This is a genomic window from Rhizobium sp. Root1220, assembly GCF_001426265.1.
Classification (GTDB): domain Bacteria; phylum Pseudomonadota; class Alphaproteobacteria; order Rhizobiales; family Rhizobiaceae; genus Rhizobium.
Genome location: NZ_LMDG01000034.1, coordinates 1 through 18,412, shown reverse-complemented (window position 1 = coordinate 18,412; position 18,412 = coordinate 1). Strand labels below are relative to the sequence as shown.

The window sequence follows — 18,412 nt, the reverse complement described above, 5'->3', positions numbered from 1 at the left end:
GATATTGCGCCGCCAGTGCATACGGTTGTCGATCGAGCAAGGTCAGGTCCCGGAGAATTCACTTGCTCTTGGGCCGGCGAGCGTCACCTGCCATGCGCTCTTGTTGTGGAAATTCTGGCTTGCGAGGAATGTGTATCCTGTGCTGGTCCAGGGCTTTACCCGACCCGAGAGATTGTCGAGCACGTAATCTCCTGATTTCAGGCGCGCCAAGAGAACGACGTGGTTGTTACCGCGGCGATCGATGACGACGGAAAGAGCCAGCCGGTTCGATGGAAAGCCTGCGCCGAGCAGGTTCTTCAGTTTCAACAGCGCGTAGTCTTCGCAATCGCCCTTGTTGTTGATCGGGAGCGACCAGTATTCCGACTTACCTGTGAGTCTCCTGTCCGACGCCGATGTTACGCCGGCATTGACCTCGCGGTTGATCCGCTGGAGTACAGGCATGGCGTCCTCGTCACTGATGTTTCGGCCGGTGCTGTCGTGGCATAGCCATACATAGCGGGAACAGGCTGACGGAAAGCCGACAGGCGCGCCGATTGATCGCGACGCCTTGAGGGCAGAGCCGGCGAAGCTCGGTCCTGGGAAGGCCGCCAGAAGTGCGGCAAGCACCGCAAAAGGCGTAAGGTTCCGCATCCGTAACATCCTTTAGATCTAGAGCATCCCCGTCAGGTGTCCACCTTCTATTGTATTAGAATTTTATATTTTAAAGGTTAATCATAGACTAACGATCGAGGGTCGATCCCCGGTGGATATTCTTCTCTTTACTTTATTAGCAATGTATAAACTTCCGTGTTAACGCTCCGTTAACTTTGGGAGTGAGTGAATATGCGTAAAGGATTTCTTACCGTTTCTGCTGGTGTAGCGTTTCTTTTTGCAGGAACCAGTCTCGCAAGCGCGCAGGCACAGAGGCTCAACTGCCAGGTGGTGAGGCCGGGCACGATCGAGGAGCGACTGTGTGGACCGACCGCAACCGTGTATGAGAACCCCTTCGCCGACCCTGACAATAATGGCAACCGCCTGCTGACCGGCACGCGGACGACTGTCAATTTCTCGAAGGGAGGAAATGGTGGCAGTTCCGGTGCAGGCGATCGAGGAGGCGAGAGCGGCGGGGAAAACAACGAAAACGGTAGTGGTGGTAACAACAACGGCGGCGGCGGCGATGGTCCCGGCGGGGATGGCGATGGCAGCGGTGGAGGTGGCGGCGGTGGAGGTGGCGGCCAAAACGGTGGCCATCAGCATGGCCCGAAGGATCACGGCTCGAAAAACCATCATCACTCGCACGGGGACGGTCCGAAGGGCCACGGCTCCGGCAAACATTCACATGGCGGTGGCGGACGGGATCACGGATCCAATGGCCACGGCTGGGGTGGGGGCGCTCATAAGGGCCACGATCGAGGTGGCGCCGGCTGGGGCGGTGGAGATCACAAGGATCACGGATCCAAGGACCATGGCTGGGGCGGTGGTCGGAACGATCATGGTTCGAAGGACCCCGGTCGCGGTGGTGATGGCCGGAAGGACCACGGTTGGGGCGGCGATGGTCAGAAGGACCACGGTCCCCAGGACCATGGCTGGGGCGGTCGCGATCGTAGGGATCATGCATCCAACGAGCACGGCCGGCGTGGTAGTGAGCATGGCGGTCGGAACCGGGGCGGCAACCAAAACGGCGACCAGGGTGGTAACCAAGGCGGCAACCAGGGTGGTAACCAAGGCAGCAACCAGGGTGGCAACCAAGGGGGCAACCAAGGCAGCAATCAGGGTGGCAACCAGGGCGGCAACCAGGGCGGCAACCAGGGTGGCAACCAAGGGGGCAACCAAGGCAGCAATCAGGGCGGCAACCAGGGCGGCAACCAAGGTGGTAACCAAGGCAGCAACCAGGGTGGCAACCAAGGGGGTAACCAGGGCGGCAACCAGGGCGGCAACCAGGGTGGCAACCAAGGTGGTAACCAGGGTGGTAACCAGGGCGGCAACCAGGGTGGCAACCAAGGTGGTAACCAGGGCGGCAACCAGGGTGGCAACCAAGGTGGTAACCAGGGCGGCAACCAAGGTGGCAACCAGGGTGGCAACCAGGGTGGTAACCAGGGTGGTAACCAAGGTGGCAACCAGGGTGGCGGTCATGGCGGCGGTCAGGGCGGCAACCACTAGGGCCACCGCAGGCAGCCAGCCATTCTTGCTATTTAAATGTACAAAACCCGGGCATTCGCCCGGGTTTTGTCATTGTGTAGAGGATCAGCGTCGTTGTGGATCAGAACTTGAACCCGACACCGACGGTGACGACGTTCTGGTTGAAATCGGTGTTCACGCCCTGCAAGTCCTTGCTGCCGTAGTCGTTGTAGCGATATTCCACACGGCCGAAGATGTTGTTGGTGAAAGCATAGTCGACGCCTGCTCCGACGGTCCAGCCGGAGAACGTTCGGTCGTCGCCGCCGACAGGCGTGTTGACATGTCCGCGTGCGCCTGTCCAGCCAGCCGCACCGTAGAGCAGTGCATGATCGAATGCATAGCCGGCGCGGGCGCGGACCGATCCGGTCGTATCGAACTTGTATTCGTTGACGCCGACCGTCTCCTCGTTCCAATTGTAGGAAGCATCGCCTTCAACGCCGAGCACGATATTGTTGTCGAGCTGCCAGTTGTACCCGGCGAAGCCGCCGAGGACTCCGCCATCGAGGTCTGCGTCACCAATGCCCGAGAACTTGCCGTTGCCCCAGGCACCGCCGCCTTGCAGACCCACGTAGAAGCCATTCCAGGTAAACAGCGGTGCAGCCTGTACGACCGGTTCGGGAGGAGTTTCGGGTACCAGATCCGCAGCAGAGGCGCTGCCAGCAAGCATGACGAGCGCTGCTGACGCCCCAAAAACGCACAATTTCATCACAAATTCCTCTCCTAGCAAAGGATGCAGTCAGACGGACCGAGAACGCCCGATCCGTGGATCGTGGCGCAAGCGGAATGCAACTGCGCTTCAGTGGGAGTATTCGCCCAAGGACCCGACGCAAAACCACGCTGCCGGCAATTCGGTTCCATCACGAATTTCTGATGCTCGGTCACTTGATCTTGTTCGACACCAGGCTCTCAGACGTTGTGGTCAATTGCCGGCAAGCGCCTTTGTGCGGTTCAATAAGTAGGAACGCGTTTCGTCGGCGGGCATGGCCTTGCCGAAAAGGTAGCCCTGGCCGATGTCGCAGCCGAGTTGGATCAGATGGACGAGTTGGCTGTGCTCTTCGATGCCCTCGGCGGTCGTCTGGATCTTGAGGCTGTCGCCGAGGCCGAGCATGGCCCGGACGATCTTTTCCTGGCGCTCGTCCTCGCGGCAGGTAGCGACGAACCGCTTGTCGATCTTGATTTTGTCGAAGCGATACCGAGCCAACTGCGCGAGGCTCGAATACCCTGTACCGAAATCATCGAGCGCGATCTGGACGCCTGCCTCATGCAGCTCATCAAGAATGAGCGCGGCGACGGCGGGATCCTGAATCAGCGCATTCTCGGTGATCTCGATCTCGAGGCGATGTGGTGGCACGCCGTTGGCGGCGAGCACCTTGAAAATGCGCGATGCCAGAAGCTTGTCTTCCATCTGCACCGGTGAAACGTTGAAGGAAAGGGTGACATCCTCGTCCCAAGCCAGCGCGTCATTGCAGGCCTGTGTCAGCAGATCCTCAAACAGTTCGGTGATCATCCCGGTTTCTTCGGCAATCCCGATGAAAACCGGGGGCGGAATGTTGACGCCATCGTCATCGGTCCAGCGGGCAAGGGCCTCGAAGCCGCAGACGTTGCCGCTCTTCAGATTGATGAGTGGCTGGTAGAATGGACGGATCGCCTTGTTCCGGATCGCGGCCCGCAACTTCGATTCCAGCGAAGCACGTTTGACGACCTTGTCCTGCATGGAGGCTTCGAAGATCAGATGGTGGTTCGGACCGGTTGACTTCGCTTCGTACATGGCCAGATCGGCGCGATGGGCGGCGCTTTCGAGGGGTTCCTCATCCTGTAGCCATCGATCGTAGCCGACGCTGGCGCCCACTTCGACAGCGAAGCCATTGATATGAATGGGCCGTGTGACCGCCTGGATGAGGAGACGGGCGAAGCGTTCCTCATGCCGCGAGGAAAGGCCGAGTGCGACCACGACGAACTCATCGCCCCCGAAGCGATAAACGCAATCGGCGTTGCCGATCGCGCAAATTCGTTTGGCGACCTCGATCAGAAGAGCATCGCCGCCATTGTGGCCAACAAGATCGTTGACCTTCTTGAACCCATCGAGATCGATGGAGAAAATGGTGACGTTTCGTTCCCATTGTTCGCCTTCGTCATCGGTCTTTGTCCGGCGTGGCAGCATTTTCCGCTCAAAGGCGTAACGGTTCGGAAGCTTGGTCAGGTGGTCATGAGTTGCGGTCCAGTCGGCCTTGGTCTGGGTAACAGCACGCAGTTCCATTTCCCGGCGGAGGTCCATGATGCGCAAGACCGAGTAGACAAAGCTCATGGCGCCGCCGATGCCGAGCGCCAGAGCCAGCTTGTCTGCTCCATAGCTCTCGAAGGCGCCTACGAAGGCAACCAGCCGGTTGTCCAGTTCCAGCGTTGCGCCAATGATCCAAAGCGTCACTCCCAACGCCATGACCGACAGGCATTGCCGTCCAGCTCTGCTCTGGAAGAAAACCGGCATGCTCCACTCCATCTCCACCCGGCGCCTGTGTATCATTGAAGTCTGAAGTGTTCGTTGAAACCGGAGGGCGATTTCTCGGTATCCTCTCCTGTCCAAGAGCGCGCTTTCGCTGCCAGGGTGGCAAGGAAAAGGCGAGCGGTTAGTTCCGCTCGCCTGTCACCTCAACGTCTGATCAACAGAAAAACGCTGAGCAGAAGGATAAGCACGACCACGGCACTGGCCATTCGCACCAAACGCGTGCGCCGTGTCCGTGCCCCGCTCCAGTCGTATGACATCTTTGGTCCTCCTTGGGGCAAGGATTGACAGCCCGGCAAGCCGGGTCAGATAGTTATCGCGCGGCCGCCTTGCGTAAGGCTGGTCTAATTTATTCCGAGGAATATTAGGGCGACGCACTTTCCAGTCGCAGGGCCCAGCGGTTGCCGTTGCTGGTCATCCGCACGATGGCGAGCGGTTCGATATCAGAAAGCCAGTAGGACGATGCTGGAGCCTTCAGGGCACTGACGATCGCGGCCCTGAGAATGGCAGCATGGGTAACGGCGATTGCATGGCCGCCAAGTCGCAAATGCCCGTCCATCCAAGCGCCCACGCGGGCGCACATCGCCGTCACCGACTCGCTGCCGTGCGGAGTTTCGTCGGGCTGGGTCATCCAGCCTGCAAGGTTTTCGGCTTCGGTCTGCTGAAGGTCGTAGATCGATCGTCCCGCCCAGCGACCGTAATCGCAATCCGCGAGATCGTCGGCTGTTTCGGCCGCGAGCCCCAGCGCTTCAGCTGTCTGCCGCGCCCGCAACGCGGGGCTGGCAAAGACGTGGTCGGCACGTTGCAGAAGGCTGGCGATCGCCTTCGTTGCTTCAACAGCTCTTTCGTCTAGCGGTTCGTCTAGCGGAAATCTCGCTTCACGATTGGCGACCGTCGAGCCGTGACAAATCCAGGTGAGACGCGTCATCACGTCGGTTGTCTCCAGCTATGCGACGGCAGAGTGTCGCTCCATGAAGTTTCGTTGACAGCAACTTGGCCGCAGCTATAACGGTGATGTTGTAGGTTTGGAAGCCGGTGAAATTCCGGTGCGGTCGCGCCACTGTGATCAGGATGGGGATACCCCAGACTGGAAGTCAGACCCTACCACGCAACGATTCTCGACTGAACGCGTCATTCCAGGAGGAATTTATGTCTGATACCACTTTTGCGCCCGCAGCACTGCCGGCTCCCATCCCCGTTGGCGAAATCCTGCCATGGGCCATCTTCGGCGGCCTGCTGATGCTTATCGCCATCTATTTTGTCGGCACCGAGGAAGGCGCGATGGCGTTGTTCAACGGTATGAACGTGCACGAGTTTCTGCACGACGGCCGGCACCTCCTCGGCTTCCCCTGCCACTAAGGAGTTCATGTCATGGTTGGAAAGCTATTGCTTCGCGGAATGCTCGCGGGCCTGATCGCTGGTATCCTGGTGTTCGCTTTTGCCCATACCTTCGGTGAACCGCTTGTCGACCAGGCGATCGGTTTCGAGGAAGCCGCAGCGCAGGCGGCCGGCGAGGTCGCCGAACCGGAAATCGTTAGCCGCGCCACGCAAGCGGGTATCGGGCTCTTTACCGGCGTGATGGCGTACAGCGTTGCGGTCGGCGGCCTGTTCTCGCTCGTTTTCACTTTCGTGCAGGGTCGTTTCAGTAACCTCGGCGCACGGGGGACGTCTGCTGTCATCGCGATTACAGCCTTCGTTGCCGTGGTGCTCGTTCCGAACATCAAATACCCGGCCAATCCTCCAGCGGTCGGCAATCCGGATACGATTGGCGTCAGGACGGAACTGTTTTTCCTGATGATCATCGTGTCGATTGCCGCACTTGTCGCTGCGGTTGCTCTGGCTCGCCGGCTTGCGCCACGGTTCGGCGGCTGGAATGGTGCAATCCTTGCGGTGCTCGCCTACGTTGTCTTCATCGGTATCGTCCAATACCTGCTGCCGCCGATCAACGAAGTGCCGGAGAACTACTCGGCGACCGTGCTATGGCATTTCCGCACTACGTCGCTCGGGATGCACGCAATCCTGTGGGTCGTACTTGGTGTCGTGTTCGGCGCCTTGGCGGAGCGTCGGCTTGAACTAAAGGCAAGTGTGCGCGGGCATGCTCCAGCGTTTCATCAATAAAGGCAGGGCTTCGGGTTTCGATCGGAGGCCCGTCTGGCATCGATGAATATCCGAAGCACTACTTTCCATCTGGCAATGATTGCCACGCTGCAGTTGGTCATTGCAGTCGCTGCCGGCGCGCATCAGCGAGGTGGCGGCGGCACCCACAACGGTATCGCTGTTCCGGAGATTTCGCATGGCGAAATGGTGATGTTCGCGGAGCAGCGCGACCGGATCATCGATCTAGCGTCGCGTGCCACGGATACAAACGAACCATTCCGACGTGTCCTGAATTATGCTCAGATCCAGTATGCCTACTGCCTTTGGGGCGTGGCACCCGGAGCCGTGGTGGACGAGGCCAGTCCGTTCAACGAATGCTCGCACGCCTATCTTGCGGCGACGAAGGCCGTTCTATTGGCGATGCGGGACATGCCACGGGAAGCTGCTGCCGCCGGCGAAATGGTGTCGCTGATCGATGCCGGCATGGTGTTGCGCGGTTTGGCGCTGATTACCTGCCAGTTCAGTGGGGAGTCTTTCAACACGGCGGATGTTATCCGTCCGAGTTGGCGGGGCATCCCAACTCACCCTGCAAGCATGGGAGCGCTTAGCGGATTGCTGGCGCTGTTCGCGACCGTGACCTTCGGATGCCGATGGCTGCTACGGCGCGCTGCGCCTTAGCTCGTTTCGTCTTCGCGATCGAAATTCCTCGCGATCAGCATGGCGGCGAGATGAACTGTATTCTTCGCGCCGTAACGCTCCTTCATCCGCTCCAGACGATGCTCCACGGTGCGGTGCGATATGCCAAGGTCAACGGCGATCTCCTTGGCAGTCGCGCCCTCTGTCAGAAGCTGGATGACGGCCTCGTCGGTCGCATCCAGCCGTACCTGTGGCTGCGGCGGATTGAAGAGAAAGCGGCCGTTGGAGACGGTAAGAAGCCACTCGGGCCGCTTGCCCGCTGACTTCTGCGGGAGTATGAGCCGCTCGTACCCCAGATTGACGCCGAGTACCTTGGTCTTCACCAGTTCCATAGATGGCTTCTGCGTGGCGATGACCTCTCGATAGCGGGGTATCACGGCCGTTTCCATATAGCGCCGGTCCTTGAATTCCCCGATCCGCTGGTCCTGGAAGAGCTTGTTGATGTTCAACAGGCGCGAATTGAAGGCCGAGGGGCGCACGACCTGCAAAAACCATTCAAGCGGATCTTCGCCATCGAGCACGACCAGCGTCAGCCGCATTTTAATCGTCAGCTGTTCAAGAATGTCGCGGTAGATGTCTTCTGGTGCTGCCGGTTGTTGTGGCGTCGTGCGCAGCCAGGCGTCCAGCAGCTTTTGGGTGACGGTATTGAAAGATGTATCCTTGCTCATCTACTCATACGCGATAACAGAAACAGGGACTTGAGAACAACCAAAAATTGGTGATACTTCCATCGCGATATGACATTGTGTTGTCGTAAACCATTAGTTTTAATGGTTTATCGCGTTTGTAACCAATTGTGAAGCCAGTTCACCTTTGAATCGGAATGCCCGCTAAGCGCGTTTTGACGCAATAACGAAGAATGCTGTAGGCGGCCACCCGCGCGCATGGCGTGCATCGGCCTCCGTCAGTCGGTTCGATGCTGATCAGTCCGCGGAGTAGCGCTGCTCGCGCCACGGGTCGCCGAGCATATGGTAGCCGTTCTTCTCCCAGAAGCCGGCCTTGTCAGCGGGAGCGAGATCGATGCGGCGCAGCCATTTGGCGCTCTTCCAGAAATAGAGATGGGGTACCACAAGCCGCATCGGCCCCCCGTGGTCCCGCGTCAGCGGTCTCCCCTCCCACGCGGTCGCAAGGATCGCGTCCTCCGCAGCGAAGTCGGAGAGCGGCAGGTTGGTCGTGTAGCCGTCGTAGCTTGTCAGCATGACATAATCGGCTTCCGCTTTCGGCATGGCGAGGTCGAGCAGGTCGCGCGTGGAGACGCCTTTCCATTTGTTGTCGTAGCGTGACCATGTCGTCACGCAGTGAATGTCGCTCAGCTTCGTGCTCTGTTCGAGCGCCTGAAAGGCCGTCCAGGTGAGATCGAGGGTTGTCTCGACAAGTCCTCGGACTTCCAGCCGCCAGGTCTCGATCGAGATGGCTGGCTGCTGGCCGAGATCGAGGACCGGCCAATCCTTCACGAGATGCTGACCGGGCGGAAGGCGTTCGGCGTCCGGGCGGCTGACGCGGCCGGTCAGGAATTTGCCCTCGGCCGCCCATCGGCGCTTCGACGTGGTGAGCTTGGTGTCTGTCGTGGGGTGATCATCGCCCATGGGAAAGCCCTCTTGCATCGCCGCGATTAGGCCATTCGGCTCGGCCGGCTGTCAAGCACGGGGTCACGTGAGATTATCGGGCAGCGGGAGACGCCGTGCCTGACCATGCGACGATCGCCGTTTCCCGTTGCCGGATCAGATCGTGCCGCACGGTATCGACCGGCTGCAATGCTTCCGTCGGCCGCCCGACTGCGGTTGACGGGGACGGTTGAACTTTCAAGCTGGTTGCTGAATAAAGGAGTCATGACGAGGGCGCCGCTCGGGCGTCCGCTTGCATTTTCAGGACATCCAGACTCATGCCCATCCCCGTCCGGATCGAGAGCGATCTACCTTTTCTGACAGCACTTCGCCGCGACCTGCACGCGAACCCGGAGCTGGGCTTCGAGGAGGAGCGCACCAGTGGCATCGTGGCTGGACTGCTGGAGGAGGCGGGTGTGAAGGTGCACCGCGGACTCGGCGGCACCGGTGTCGTCGGTACGCTCAAGGTCGGCAACGGGACGCGAGTGATCGGGCTGCGCGCCGATATGGACGCGCTCGCGATGCCGGAGATGGCCGATAGACCATACAAATCCAGGTTTGCCGGAAAGATGCACGCCTGCGGGCATGATGGCCATACCGCAATGCTTCTGGGCGCGGCGCGGCATCTGGCGGCGACGTGCGAATTCTCGGGCACGGTGCACTTCATTTTTCAGCCCGCCGAGGAGGGGCGAGGCGGTGCGCGGAAAATGGTGGAGGATGGGCTTTTCGATCTGTTCCCCTGCGATGCCGTTTACGGGCTCCACAACATGCCCGGGCTGGCGGTCGACGAGATGGCGGTGGTCGAAGGTCCGCAGCTGGCATCCTCCGACAGCTGGCGGGTGACTTTCCGTGGAACCGGAACCCACGGCGCAAAGCCGCATCTCGGAAGGGATCCGATTACTGCGGCCGGGACGTTCCTTGCGTCATTGCAGACGATCGTCGGGCGTGTGGTCGATCCCTTGCAGCCGGCGGTGGTCAGCGCTTGCTCACTGCATGCCGGTGATCCAAAGGCGTTGAATGTCATTCCCGATGTCGTCGAAATCGGCGGGACTGCACGCGCCTATTCCGCCGAAGTGCGCGATCAGCTGGAGGAAGAGATAGGCCGGATTGCCCGGGGCACGGCGGAAATGTTCGGCATTGCGGCCGATTATCAGTTCGAGCGTCGCATACCGCCCGTCGTGAACGAGGAGGCGGCCACCGGGCGCGCCCTTGCTGCCGCCGCCACCATTTTCCGCGACAAGGTGCGAACCAGTTTCCCACCGTCAACGGCCGGCGATGACTTCGCCTTCTTCGGTCAAAAAGCGCCGGGATGCTACGTCTGGCTCGGCAACGGGCCTGCCGTCGACGGCGCGTTGCATCACAATACGGCCTACGATTTCAACGATGGTGCGATCGGCTACGGCGCGGCATTTTGGTCCGCGCTGGTCGAGCAGGAGCTGCGGGCGTAGCCGCCGTGGCGCGGCACGATGCGCGGATGGCTAGAGGATTGCGAGCACAGGGCTTTCCAAAACCTTGCCGGTAACGACATCGGCGATGCCACGGTCGGTCTGGTGTGGACCGAGGTTGCACGCCAGCGTCGCCCCGAAGCAGGCCTTGAACACGAGGTAGGGCGGCTTCCAATCGACAATCTTCTCCATCGCCTTGCGGATGGCGCGGAAGGCGGCGGCTGTTTCCTGCAACGGCGCCTCGGTGACAAGACCGGACAGAGGCAGAGGCAGCAATGCCTCGATCTGCCCGTCCCTGGCGACAGCCATGCCACCACCAGCAGAGATGACTGCGTTTGCGGCGAGCGCCATGTCGCGTGCATTGCCGCCGAAAACCGTGAGGTTGTGGCTGTCATGCGAAACGGTTGTGCAGAAGGCACCGCGCCACTCGCCCCAGCCTGTCAGGAAGCCAATGCGCCGACGGCCATCGACCTTCCCGTGACGATGAGTGACTGAAATCATGGCACTGCCGGGGGGAGGAACGACAAAACCGTCTTCGACGACTGTTTCAGTCTCCGCCCACTGGGTGAAGCGCGGGCGGTCGATGGTTGCTACGCGAACGCGGGTACCTTGTGACGGGACACGGAAGTCGTTCTCGGTCAGGGCAGGGAGCTTGACCGAGTGCTGGAGCGGCGTGCTGTCGGAGCGGGCGATGGCGACAGTCACCTTGCCTTCGGCAGCAACTATCCGGCCGTTGGCTATGACACACCTGGTCTCGAATTCGACAAGGTCGTTGAACAGCACGATGTCGGCTCGGCGTCCGGCAGCGACCAGGCCGAGGTCGGGGCGCTTCAAGCGCTGTGCAGCGTTGAAAGTCGAGGCGCGCAAAGCCCATTCGGGCTTCAGGCCGTAGCTCACCAGCCGGCGGATCACGTCATCAAGGCCGCCGGCGTGATGGAGTTCGTCCGGGAAGACATCATCTGTGCAAAGCGTAACAGTCGACGGCAGGTGGCCGATGCCGTTCAATGCCGCCACGAACTCGCGAAGCAGGTGGTCGTGCGAACCCCGAAGCTCGATTGTCAGACCGGCCGCGAGCTTTTGCAACAAATCATCCGCGGATGTCAGTTCGTGATCGGAGGTGACGCCCGCCGTCATGAAAGCGCCGAGGTCGGCACCCTCGAGGCCACGGGCGTGGCCACAGACAAGTTTGCCCGAGGCGAGGCCAGCATTGACGATGGCGGTCATGCGCGGATCGCCATCGATGACGCCGCGCATGTTCATGACCTCAGCCACGCCGCCGATCTCGGGCCAGCGCAGCATCTCGGCGATCACGGATGCATCGAAATCAGCACCGGCGACTTCCAGGCCGGGAGCCGAAGGAACGCAGGAAGGGGCGAGCAGGATCATCCGCAACGGCACACCGCGCGACGCGTCGACCGCCCAGCGCACGCCGTCGAGACCGTGCACGTTGCCGAATTCATGCGGATCCCAGACGATCGTGGTGACGCCGCGCGGCAGCACGGCGGCGGCATATTCGGCCGGCGTTACCATCGAGCTTTCTATGTGCATGTGTGTATCGATCAGGCCCGGCGCGATGATACTGCCGCCGGCGTCGATGATCTCGCCGGCATCGGCCCTGCTCGCCGGCGCATGGACGCTTGCTATCAGTGGCCCAACAAGGCCGACGTCTGCTTCGCGAATGATGCCCGTGACGACATCAAGAAGGCGGCCACCTGCAATCAGCACGTCGAATGGCGCGTCGCCGCGCGCCGCAGCGACCGCACGGGCGCGCAGCACGGGATCGTTGAGGTCCATTGGTTCCACTGCGTTCATTTGCGGGCCTCGCGAACGAGTGCGCCCAGGATCATGGTGCGGGCGGCCTTGGTGTCGATCGCAGCGGCGTATGCGGCATTGAAGGCCGCGTGGCTGGCCCGCGTTTCAACAACAGTTCGCCCACGCGTGAGGCTGCCCTGCAGCTCGACGTCGATGCGTGCCTCCTTGAAGGTCACGACCTCAGGTGCTGCGAAGGCGACGGCGGCGCAGGGATCATAGATCGCCATGCCGGTGCGCCCGCGGCTGGTGCCGATGCCGATATAGCCAGCGAGCATGTCTGCCAGAAGTTCGGCATTGGCACCGCCGGCGTCTCGAACGGGCGTCACGTCCTCGGGCAGCGCGATAACCTGTCGGCAGAGGTCGAGATCGACCAAGCGCAGCGGCAGACCGTGGGAGAGGACTATTGCAAGTGCCTCCGGGTCGGCCAGTGCGTTGAATTCGGCCGATGCGGTATGGTTTCCAGATGTGATGCCCCCGCCCATCCAGGTAAGCTCGGTGATGCGGGCGGCGAGGTCAGGGCGGGCGAGCGCCAGGGCGGCAATGTTGGTCAGCGGGCCGAGCGCCAGAATGCGGTGCGCGCCGTCCCGTTCGAGCCAGCGGCAGAGCGCGCCAAAGGCATCGCTTTCGGCAAGCGGTGTGGCCTCGGGAAGTGTTTTGCCCGCGGTCGGGATGCCTGTTTCGCCGAGAATGGCCTGGGCGGTCTCGATCTTGCCAAGCACGGCGGAGGCACGGCCGGCGTGAATCGGGAAGGTCCAGCCGAAGGCCTTGGCGGCGCCGGCGGCGTTGACGCGCACCTGCGGCAGCGGCGTGTTTCCGAAGACCAGAGAGATGCCTGATATGTCGAGCTTGGCAGACGTCACCACGAGAATGGCGGCAATGTCGTCGAAGCCCATGTCGGTGTCGATCCAGACGCTCATGATGTCACCTGTAGCGCGAGAGGGGGGCTGCGGCGGCGAGCGGCAGATCGAAGGGGAGGGAGGAGCCGATCGGGTGGCTCGCAAGCGCGGCATCGACTTCGGCCTTGATCGGCCCAAGCGGCGTGTCGAGCAGATATTCGCGAGTGTTGCCGGCAAACGAGGTGCCGCGCACGGTGCCCTGGAAAGGACCTGAACCAAGGATCACCATGCGCGGACGCCAGGCCAGGCCCTTCGCGGCCTGCGGCGCTGGAGCGGAAAGCCCGACGAGAGTGTTGGATGTCGCGAGCTTGCCGTTTTCCAGTGCAAAGACGTTTTCGAAGCCGACGAAATCGGCGACGAAGGCCGAGACGGGCTGGTTGTAGATTTCCTCCGGCGTGCCGATCTGCTCGATGCCGCCGTTCAGCATCACCACGATCCGGTCGGCAAGCGCCAGGGCCTCGATCTGGTCGTGGGTGACGAAGATCATGGTGACGCCGGTTTCCTTCTGGACGCGCTGCAGCTCGGCGCGCATTTCGAGACGCAGGCGAGCGTCAAGGTTTGAGAGCGGCTCGTCGAGCAGCAGGACCTTTGGCTCCATCACCATGGAGCGGGCAAGCGCGACGCGCTGCTGCTGCCCACCGGAGAGTTCGGCCGGCTTGCGGGAAGCGAAGCTGGCGAGGCCGACGGACTTGATGCCTGCCGTGACACGTGCGTCGAGATCCTGCCCGCCGATGCCCTTGAGGCGCAGGCCGAAGGCGACGTTCTCGTACACGGTCAGATGCGGAAACAGCGCGTAGGACTGGAAGACCAGGCCGACATTGCGCTTGTTGGCGGAAACGCGGGTGATGTCTGCGCCATCGAGGGTGATGCGGCCGGCGCTCGGGTTCAGCAGGCCGGCGATCGAGCGCATGGTGGTGGTCTTGCCGCAGCCGGAGGGGCCTAGCAAGGCGACGAGTTCACCCTTCTTGATGGTCAGGTCGAGATCCTTCACCGCGACCGTATCGCCGTAGGCAAGCGTCAACTTGTCGAGTTGCAGATAGGTGTCAGACATAACGCGAGAATCCCAGGAAGCGTTCGGCAAGGAAGACGATGCCGATGGAGAGGAAGGCGAGCAGCGCCGAAAGGGCTGCGATCGACGGATCGTAGGTAGTCTCCATGTAGCCCAGCATGTCGATCGGCAGCGTGCGGACGCCGGGGCCGGAGAGGAAAAGGGAGACGGGCACCTGATTGAAGCTGGTGACGAAACCGAGGATGAAGGCGGCGAGGATGCCACCGCGGATGTTCGGCATCACCACGCGGAAGAACGCGCCGACACGGGAAGAACCAAGCAAGACGGCGGCCTCCTCCATGTCGGAGCGCAGGTTGTCGAGGCTGGCCGAGACGACGCGGACGGCATAGGGCAGCACCAGCGCGGTGTGGGCGAAGAATAGCGCCAGCGTGATGTTGAAGCCGAAGGGCACGACGAGATAGCGCAGCAGCGCCAGGCCGACGATGATGCCGGGGACGATGATCGGCAGCGAGACGATGGTGCGGACCGTTTCGCCGAAGGGCAGCTTGTAGCGCGACAGGGCGTAGGCCGCGGGGATGCCAAGGATCAGCGCCGCCAGCGTGCCGCCGACGGCGAGAAACATCGACATGGCGAAGCTCTCGCGGAAACTGTCGATGGTGAAGACCTTGAGCACCCAGCGCAGCGACAGGCCCTGCGGCGGAAAGGCCAGCGTTTCGCCCGCCGACAGCGAAGCGGCGATGATAATCAGGAACGGGCCGATGAGGAAGACCAGCAGCAGGCCGAGCACCAGCGGCGAGAGAATACGAGCCGTCATCGTCTGTTCCTCGCGGTGGCCAGGCGTTTCAGCAGAATATTGGCGGCGAAGCTCATGGCGATCAGCATGAAGGCGATGACGCTGGCGGCGACGAAATCATTGGCGACGGAGACCTGCTGGTAGAGAAGGGTTTCCAGCATCAGTACCTTGGAACCACCGAGCACGGCAGGGGTGATATATGCCGTCAACGAGCCGGTGAAGACCAGCGTGCCGCCGACCACCAGACCTTCGCGGGTGAGCGGGAGGATGACCTTCCAGAACACCTGGAACCAGTTGGCGCCGAGCACGCGGGCGGCGGGGATGGCGTCCTTCGGCATGTTCTCGAGCGCGCTGATCAGCGACAGGATCATCAGCGGAAGAAAGAGCTGCAGCAGGCCGATGAAGACGGCTGTCTCGGTAAACAGCAGGCGCAAAGGACTGTCGCTGAGACCAAGGCCGGTGATTGCCTGGTTGACGATGCCGGTGCGACCGAGGATGACGATCCAGGCATAGGTGCGGGCGACCGGCGAGATCATGAGTGGCAGAGTGACGAGGCCGATCATCCGGCCCTTGCCCTTCGGCGGCAGGTTGACGATCGCGAATGCTGCGGCGTAGCCGATCACGGCGGAGGAGACCGTTACCTCGAGCCCGAGCTTGAAGGTGCGCAGGAAGACCGTGCGGTTGAGCGACTCGGAGAAGAAGCCGGTATAGGCCGCGAGCGTCCAGCTGCCGTCGATGTGGAAACCTTCCGAGAGAAGGATGACGACGGGCAGCAGGAAGACCAGCGCGGCAAACAGGGCCGCGGGCAGGGCAAGCGCCAAGGCTTCTGCGCGGTTTTGAAACATGAGGCGTCTTTCAGAGCGATCCGATGAAGCGGCCCCGGCTGGGGCCGGGGCAGTCTTGAATGATTACTGGCCGACCTTGTCGTTCCATTCCTTCAGCCAGTCTGCGCGGTTGTCGAGCGCTGCGGCAGAAGGGATGAGCTTCAGGCTCTTGGCGGTATCTTCGCCATAGGTCAGGTTGTTGGCGGCGGCGTCGGAGAGCTTGACCTCCTTGTTGGCCGGGCTGTCGACCAGCTTTTCCGCAAGCTTGGTCTGGATGTCGGTGGAGAGCCAGAAATCCATGAACTGTGCTGCTAGATCCTGGTTCTTCGAGCCCTTGGTCATGACCATGACGTTCATGCCGCCAGTCTGGCCTTCCCTAGGCGTCGCCCAGGCAACGGGAACGTCGAGCTTGGTGAAGCCGGCCCAGGAGAAGCGACCGATCGGGGCTGCCCAGATCTCCTCCTGCTGCATCAGCTGCACAAGCTGCGAGGATTTTTCATAGAAGGTGACGATGTCGTCCTTCTTCTCGCCGAGCGCCTCGATCGGCGCCTTGAGGTCCGGCGTGTCGTTCCCGAGCGCCAGGCCCAGCATATAGAGCGCCGGCGGGCCCTGGTTGGTGGTGACGTTCGGGAAAGCGACGTGGCCGATATATTCCGGCTTCAGCAGATCAGCCCAGGACTCGATCTTCATCTTGTCGGAGCGATAGGCGATCGAGGTGGCGTAGAAGGTGTAGCCGACACTCATGCCATCGCCGTTCGGATCCCTGGCAATGTCGTAGAGCTTGGCGAAATTGCCGAGCTTCGATGTATCGATCTTGTCGATCAGGCCCTTGCGCGATGCGGAAAGCGCGTCCGCCATCGAGACGACGGCCATGTCGACGACAGGATTGGCCTTGTTGGCTTCCATCTTGGCCAGACGCTCGACGCTGTTGCCGGTTTCGACAACCAGCTTGCAGCCGCATTTCGCTTCGAAGGGGTCGTAGACGATCGACTTGAAATCGTCCTGAGCAAAGGCATAAACGGAGATCGTCAATGTGCGTTCCTCAGCTCTAGCAGCAAGAGGGGAAATCGCCAGTAGCGCCGCCGTGGCGATGAGAGCCTTTTTCATATCAGGAGTTCTCCGTCTGAGAGGTGTTTTGCGTTGGATCTACAGGACCCGAGGATTGGCGGACGACAAGTTGCATCGGTACACGATCGGTCTCCGCGGTGACGAGCGTGCCTTCACGGCTTCCGCTTGTCTGTATGGTTCTAAGCAGGGACGAGATGGCAATCTCGGCGATCGTGACCATGTCCATGGCAACGGTCGTCAGCGATGGAGTGATCACCGGCGACCAGATCAGGTCGTCGAAGCCTGTGACGCTTGCCATGGCGGGAACATCGATGCCGTCGCGCTGGAGTTCGGTAAGCGCCCTCAGGGCCTGCAAGTCCGAGAGCGCCGCGAAAGCAGTGAATCCTTGGTGGACCTTTTCCGCAAGGCCGAGACGGCAGCCACTACCGAGATCTCGTTCCAGCCGTTCGATCCAGAGCGTTGTCGAGGTCATTCCCGGACGCAAGCCAGAGCGTATACCGCCCGCGCGATCGTTCTGGACGTTCGAGCCGGGATTGTTGCCGATGATGAGGATGCGCTTGTGTCCCAGTTCGGCCAGATGGTCGGCAATCGCCCAGCCGCCCTGCATGTGGTCCGCTGCGACGGTGTTGCCTGGGGTGGATGCCGTGTCGATGACGGCGACCGGGCAGCTTGCGGCGGAAATACGCGTGGCGCGACGCGGCACGATGACCATGCCTTCGACACCTCGTTCGATCAGGCGGTTTATCGCTTCGGTCTGGGCGGCGACGTCGCCGCGAGAATCCGCGATCAGCACACCGTAGCCGGCTGCCGTGGCGGCGAATTCGATGGCCTGTGCTAGTTTGGGGAAAAGTGGGTTGGCGATATCGGGAAGCACAAGGCCGAGGACGCCGCTTCGGCCTGTCCTGAGTGCCCGTCCAGCCTGACTGGGAATGTAGCCGAGGTCAGTGGCATGCGCCTTGATCTTCTCCGCCAGCTGTTCGGAAACGCGGCCCTTTCCCGAGAGTGCATTGGAGACCGTTGCGACGGAGACGCCGAGTGACGTTGCTATCCTGCTGAGGTTTGGACCCGGTCGCGTTGAGGGCATGGTTTCCGACGTGCGCAGATTAATCGTTTAATCATTGCGTACAGTAGGCTATTGCGCTTGTCGAATCCAATTTGTCTCTTCGCGCAATATATTCGCTCTCCATGCGCGGGGAACGAAATAAAAAGCCCCGCAATCGCGGGGCTTTTTGCCGTTAATGTCTTCAGGTTTCCTTTGGCGGCGCGACGGTTGGTTTTCCGCCGGGATTGTAGCCGCCTCCGATGGCGACATTGAGCGAGACGTAGTCCTTTGCCACCTGCTGGACGGCGGCGGCCAGGCTTGCCTGGGCAAGCGACACCTGGCGCTGGGCGTCGAGCACGTCGAGCAGCGAGGAGGCGCCGTCCTTGTAGCTGGCGGTCGACAGCTCGAGCGTTTCCTGGGTCGTCTTGACCTGGGCGCGCAGGGCTTGCACCGTCTGCGCGTCGCGGCG

The 18,412-nt window shown here is 61.4% G+C and carries 19 protein-coding genes and 1 riboswitch; of the genes, 5 read left to right on the top strand and 14 right to left on the bottom strand.

What is annotated here, in order from left to right:
- Positions 1-42: 42 nt before the first annotated feature.
- Positions 43-630 (bottom strand): transglutaminase-like cysteine peptidase, encoded by a 588-nt coding sequence (locus tag ASC90_RS21450; protein ID WP_056545075.1) that lies wholly within the window; start codon positions 628-630, stop codon positions 43-45.
- Between the two features lie 192 nt (positions 631-822).
- Between ASC90_RS21450 and ASC90_RS28975 the strand changes: the two genes are divergently transcribed.
- On the top strand, positions 823-2,139 hold the full coding sequence (locus ASC90_RS28975; protein WP_156393076.1) for a hypothetical protein: 1,317 nt from the start codon (positions 823-825) through the stop codon (positions 2,137-2,139).
- A 100-nt stretch (positions 2,140-2,239) separates the two neighbouring features.
- On the opposite strand, the gene ASC90_RS21435 is transcribed toward ASC90_RS28975, so the two are convergent.
- The 3 genes from ASC90_RS21435 to ASC90_RS21425 form a co-directional block, all read right to left on the bottom strand.
- Entirely contained in the window at positions 2,240-2,863 is a 624-nt protein-coding gene (locus tag ASC90_RS21435) for an outer membrane protein (protein WP_056545065.1), read from the bottom strand.
- Between the two features lie 213 nt (positions 2,864-3,076).
- Complete coding sequence (locus tag ASC90_RS21430) at positions 3,077-4,642, bottom strand: EAL domain-containing protein (RefSeq protein ID WP_056545062.1); 1,566 nt, start codon at positions 4,640-4,642, stop codon at positions 3,077-3,079.
- A 379-nt stretch (positions 4,643-5,021) separates the two neighbouring features.
- On the bottom strand, positions 5,022-5,588 hold the full coding sequence (locus ASC90_RS21425) for a histidine phosphatase family protein (protein ID WP_200950933.1): 567 nt from the start codon (positions 5,586-5,588) through the stop codon (positions 5,022-5,024).
- A 46-nt stretch (positions 5,589-5,634) separates the two neighbouring features.
- A riboswitch (cobalamin riboswitch) is annotated at positions 5,635-5,781 on the top strand.
- Between the two features lie 25 nt (positions 5,782-5,806).
- On the opposite strand from ASC90_RS21425, the gene ASC90_RS21420 reads away from it, so the two are divergent.
- From ASC90_RS21420 to ASC90_RS21410, 3 genes are read left to right on the top strand one after another with little or no spacing between them, the layout of a single operon-like run.
- Positions 5,807-6,016, top strand: a complete 210-nt coding sequence (locus ASC90_RS21420) for a CbtB domain-containing protein (protein WP_056545056.1) — start codon at positions 5,807-5,809, stop codon at positions 6,014-6,016.
- Between the two features lie 12 nt (positions 6,017-6,028).
- Entirely contained in the window at positions 6,029-6,775 is a 747-nt protein-coding gene (locus ASC90_RS21415) for a CbtA family protein (RefSeq protein ID WP_056545053.1), read from the top strand.
- A 42-nt stretch (positions 6,776-6,817) separates the two neighbouring features.
- Positions 6,818-7,432: a hypothetical protein gene (locus ASC90_RS21410; protein WP_056545051.1), complete on the top strand. Its 615-nt coding sequence runs from the start codon at positions 6,818-6,820 to the stop codon at positions 7,430-7,432.
- On the opposite strand, the gene ASC90_RS21405 is transcribed toward ASC90_RS21410, so the two are convergent.
- Both ASC90_RS21405 and ASC90_RS21400 read right to left on the bottom strand, forming a co-directional pair.
- Entirely contained in the window at positions 7,429-8,118 is a 690-nt protein-coding gene (locus tag ASC90_RS21405) for a helix-turn-helix transcriptional regulator (RefSeq protein WP_056545048.1), read from the bottom strand. The two genes, ASC90_RS21410 and ASC90_RS21405, sit on opposite strands and share 4 nt — an antisense overlap.
- A 255-nt stretch (positions 8,119-8,373) precedes the next feature.
- Complete coding sequence (locus ASC90_RS21400) at positions 8,374-9,036, bottom strand: sulfite oxidase-like oxidoreductase (RefSeq protein WP_056545046.1); 663 nt, start codon at positions 9,034-9,036, stop codon at positions 8,374-8,376.
- Positions 9,037-9,332: 296 nt separating this feature from the next.
- On the opposite strand from ASC90_RS21400, the gene ASC90_RS21395 reads away from it, so the two are divergent.
- Positions 9,333-10,502, top strand: coding sequence for a M20 aminoacylase family protein (locus ASC90_RS21395; protein ID WP_056545042.1), 1,170 nt, complete (start codon positions 9,333-9,335; stop codon positions 10,500-10,502).
- A 30-nt stretch (positions 10,503-10,532) separates the two neighbouring features.
- Here ASC90_RS21395 and ASC90_RS21390 read toward each other — a convergent pair whose 3' ends face one another.
- From ASC90_RS21390 to ASC90_RS21355, 8 genes are all read right to left on the bottom strand, one after another.
- Positions 10,533-12,311: an adenine deaminase gene (locus tag ASC90_RS21390; protein ID WP_056545040.1), complete on the bottom strand. Its 1,779-nt coding sequence runs from the start codon at positions 12,309-12,311 to the stop codon at positions 10,533-10,535.
- Positions 12,308-13,228: a nucleoside hydrolase gene (locus ASC90_RS21385; protein ID WP_056545037.1), complete on the bottom strand. Its 921-nt coding sequence runs from the start codon at positions 13,226-13,228 to the stop codon at positions 12,308-12,310. Before ASC90_RS21385 ends, ASC90_RS21390 begins: the two co-directional genes overlap by 4 nt.
- Positions 13,229-13,232: 4 nt before the next feature.
- Entirely contained in the window at positions 13,233-14,258 is a 1,026-nt protein-coding gene (locus tag ASC90_RS21380) for an ABC transporter ATP-binding protein (RefSeq protein ID WP_056545035.1), read from the bottom strand.
- Positions 14,251-15,030, bottom strand: a complete 780-nt coding sequence (locus ASC90_RS21375; RefSeq protein ID WP_056545032.1) for an ABC transporter permease — start codon at positions 15,028-15,030, stop codon at positions 14,251-14,253. The genes ASC90_RS21380 and ASC90_RS21375 overlap by 8 nt, the downstream gene beginning before the upstream one ends.
- Entirely contained in the window at positions 15,027-15,854 is an 828-nt protein-coding gene (locus ASC90_RS21370) for an ABC transporter permease (protein WP_056545028.1), read from the bottom strand. The genes ASC90_RS21375 and ASC90_RS21370 overlap by 4 nt, the downstream gene beginning before the upstream one ends.
- A gap of 63 nt (positions 15,855-15,917) precedes the next feature.
- Positions 15,918-16,940 (bottom strand): ABC transporter substrate-binding protein, encoded by a 1,023-nt coding sequence (locus ASC90_RS21365; RefSeq protein WP_056545025.1) that lies wholly within the window; start codon positions 16,938-16,940, stop codon positions 15,918-15,920.
- Position 16,941: 1 nt separating this feature from the next.
- Positions 16,942-17,985, bottom strand: coding sequence for a LacI family DNA-binding transcriptional regulator (locus tag ASC90_RS21360; RefSeq protein ID WP_056545022.1), 1,044 nt, complete (start codon positions 17,983-17,985; stop codon positions 16,942-16,944).
- Positions 17,986-18,145: 160 nt separating this feature from the next.
- The coding region (locus ASC90_RS21355) for a TolC family protein (protein WP_162246989.1) at positions 18,146-18,412 on the bottom strand (267 nt) is incomplete at its 5' end.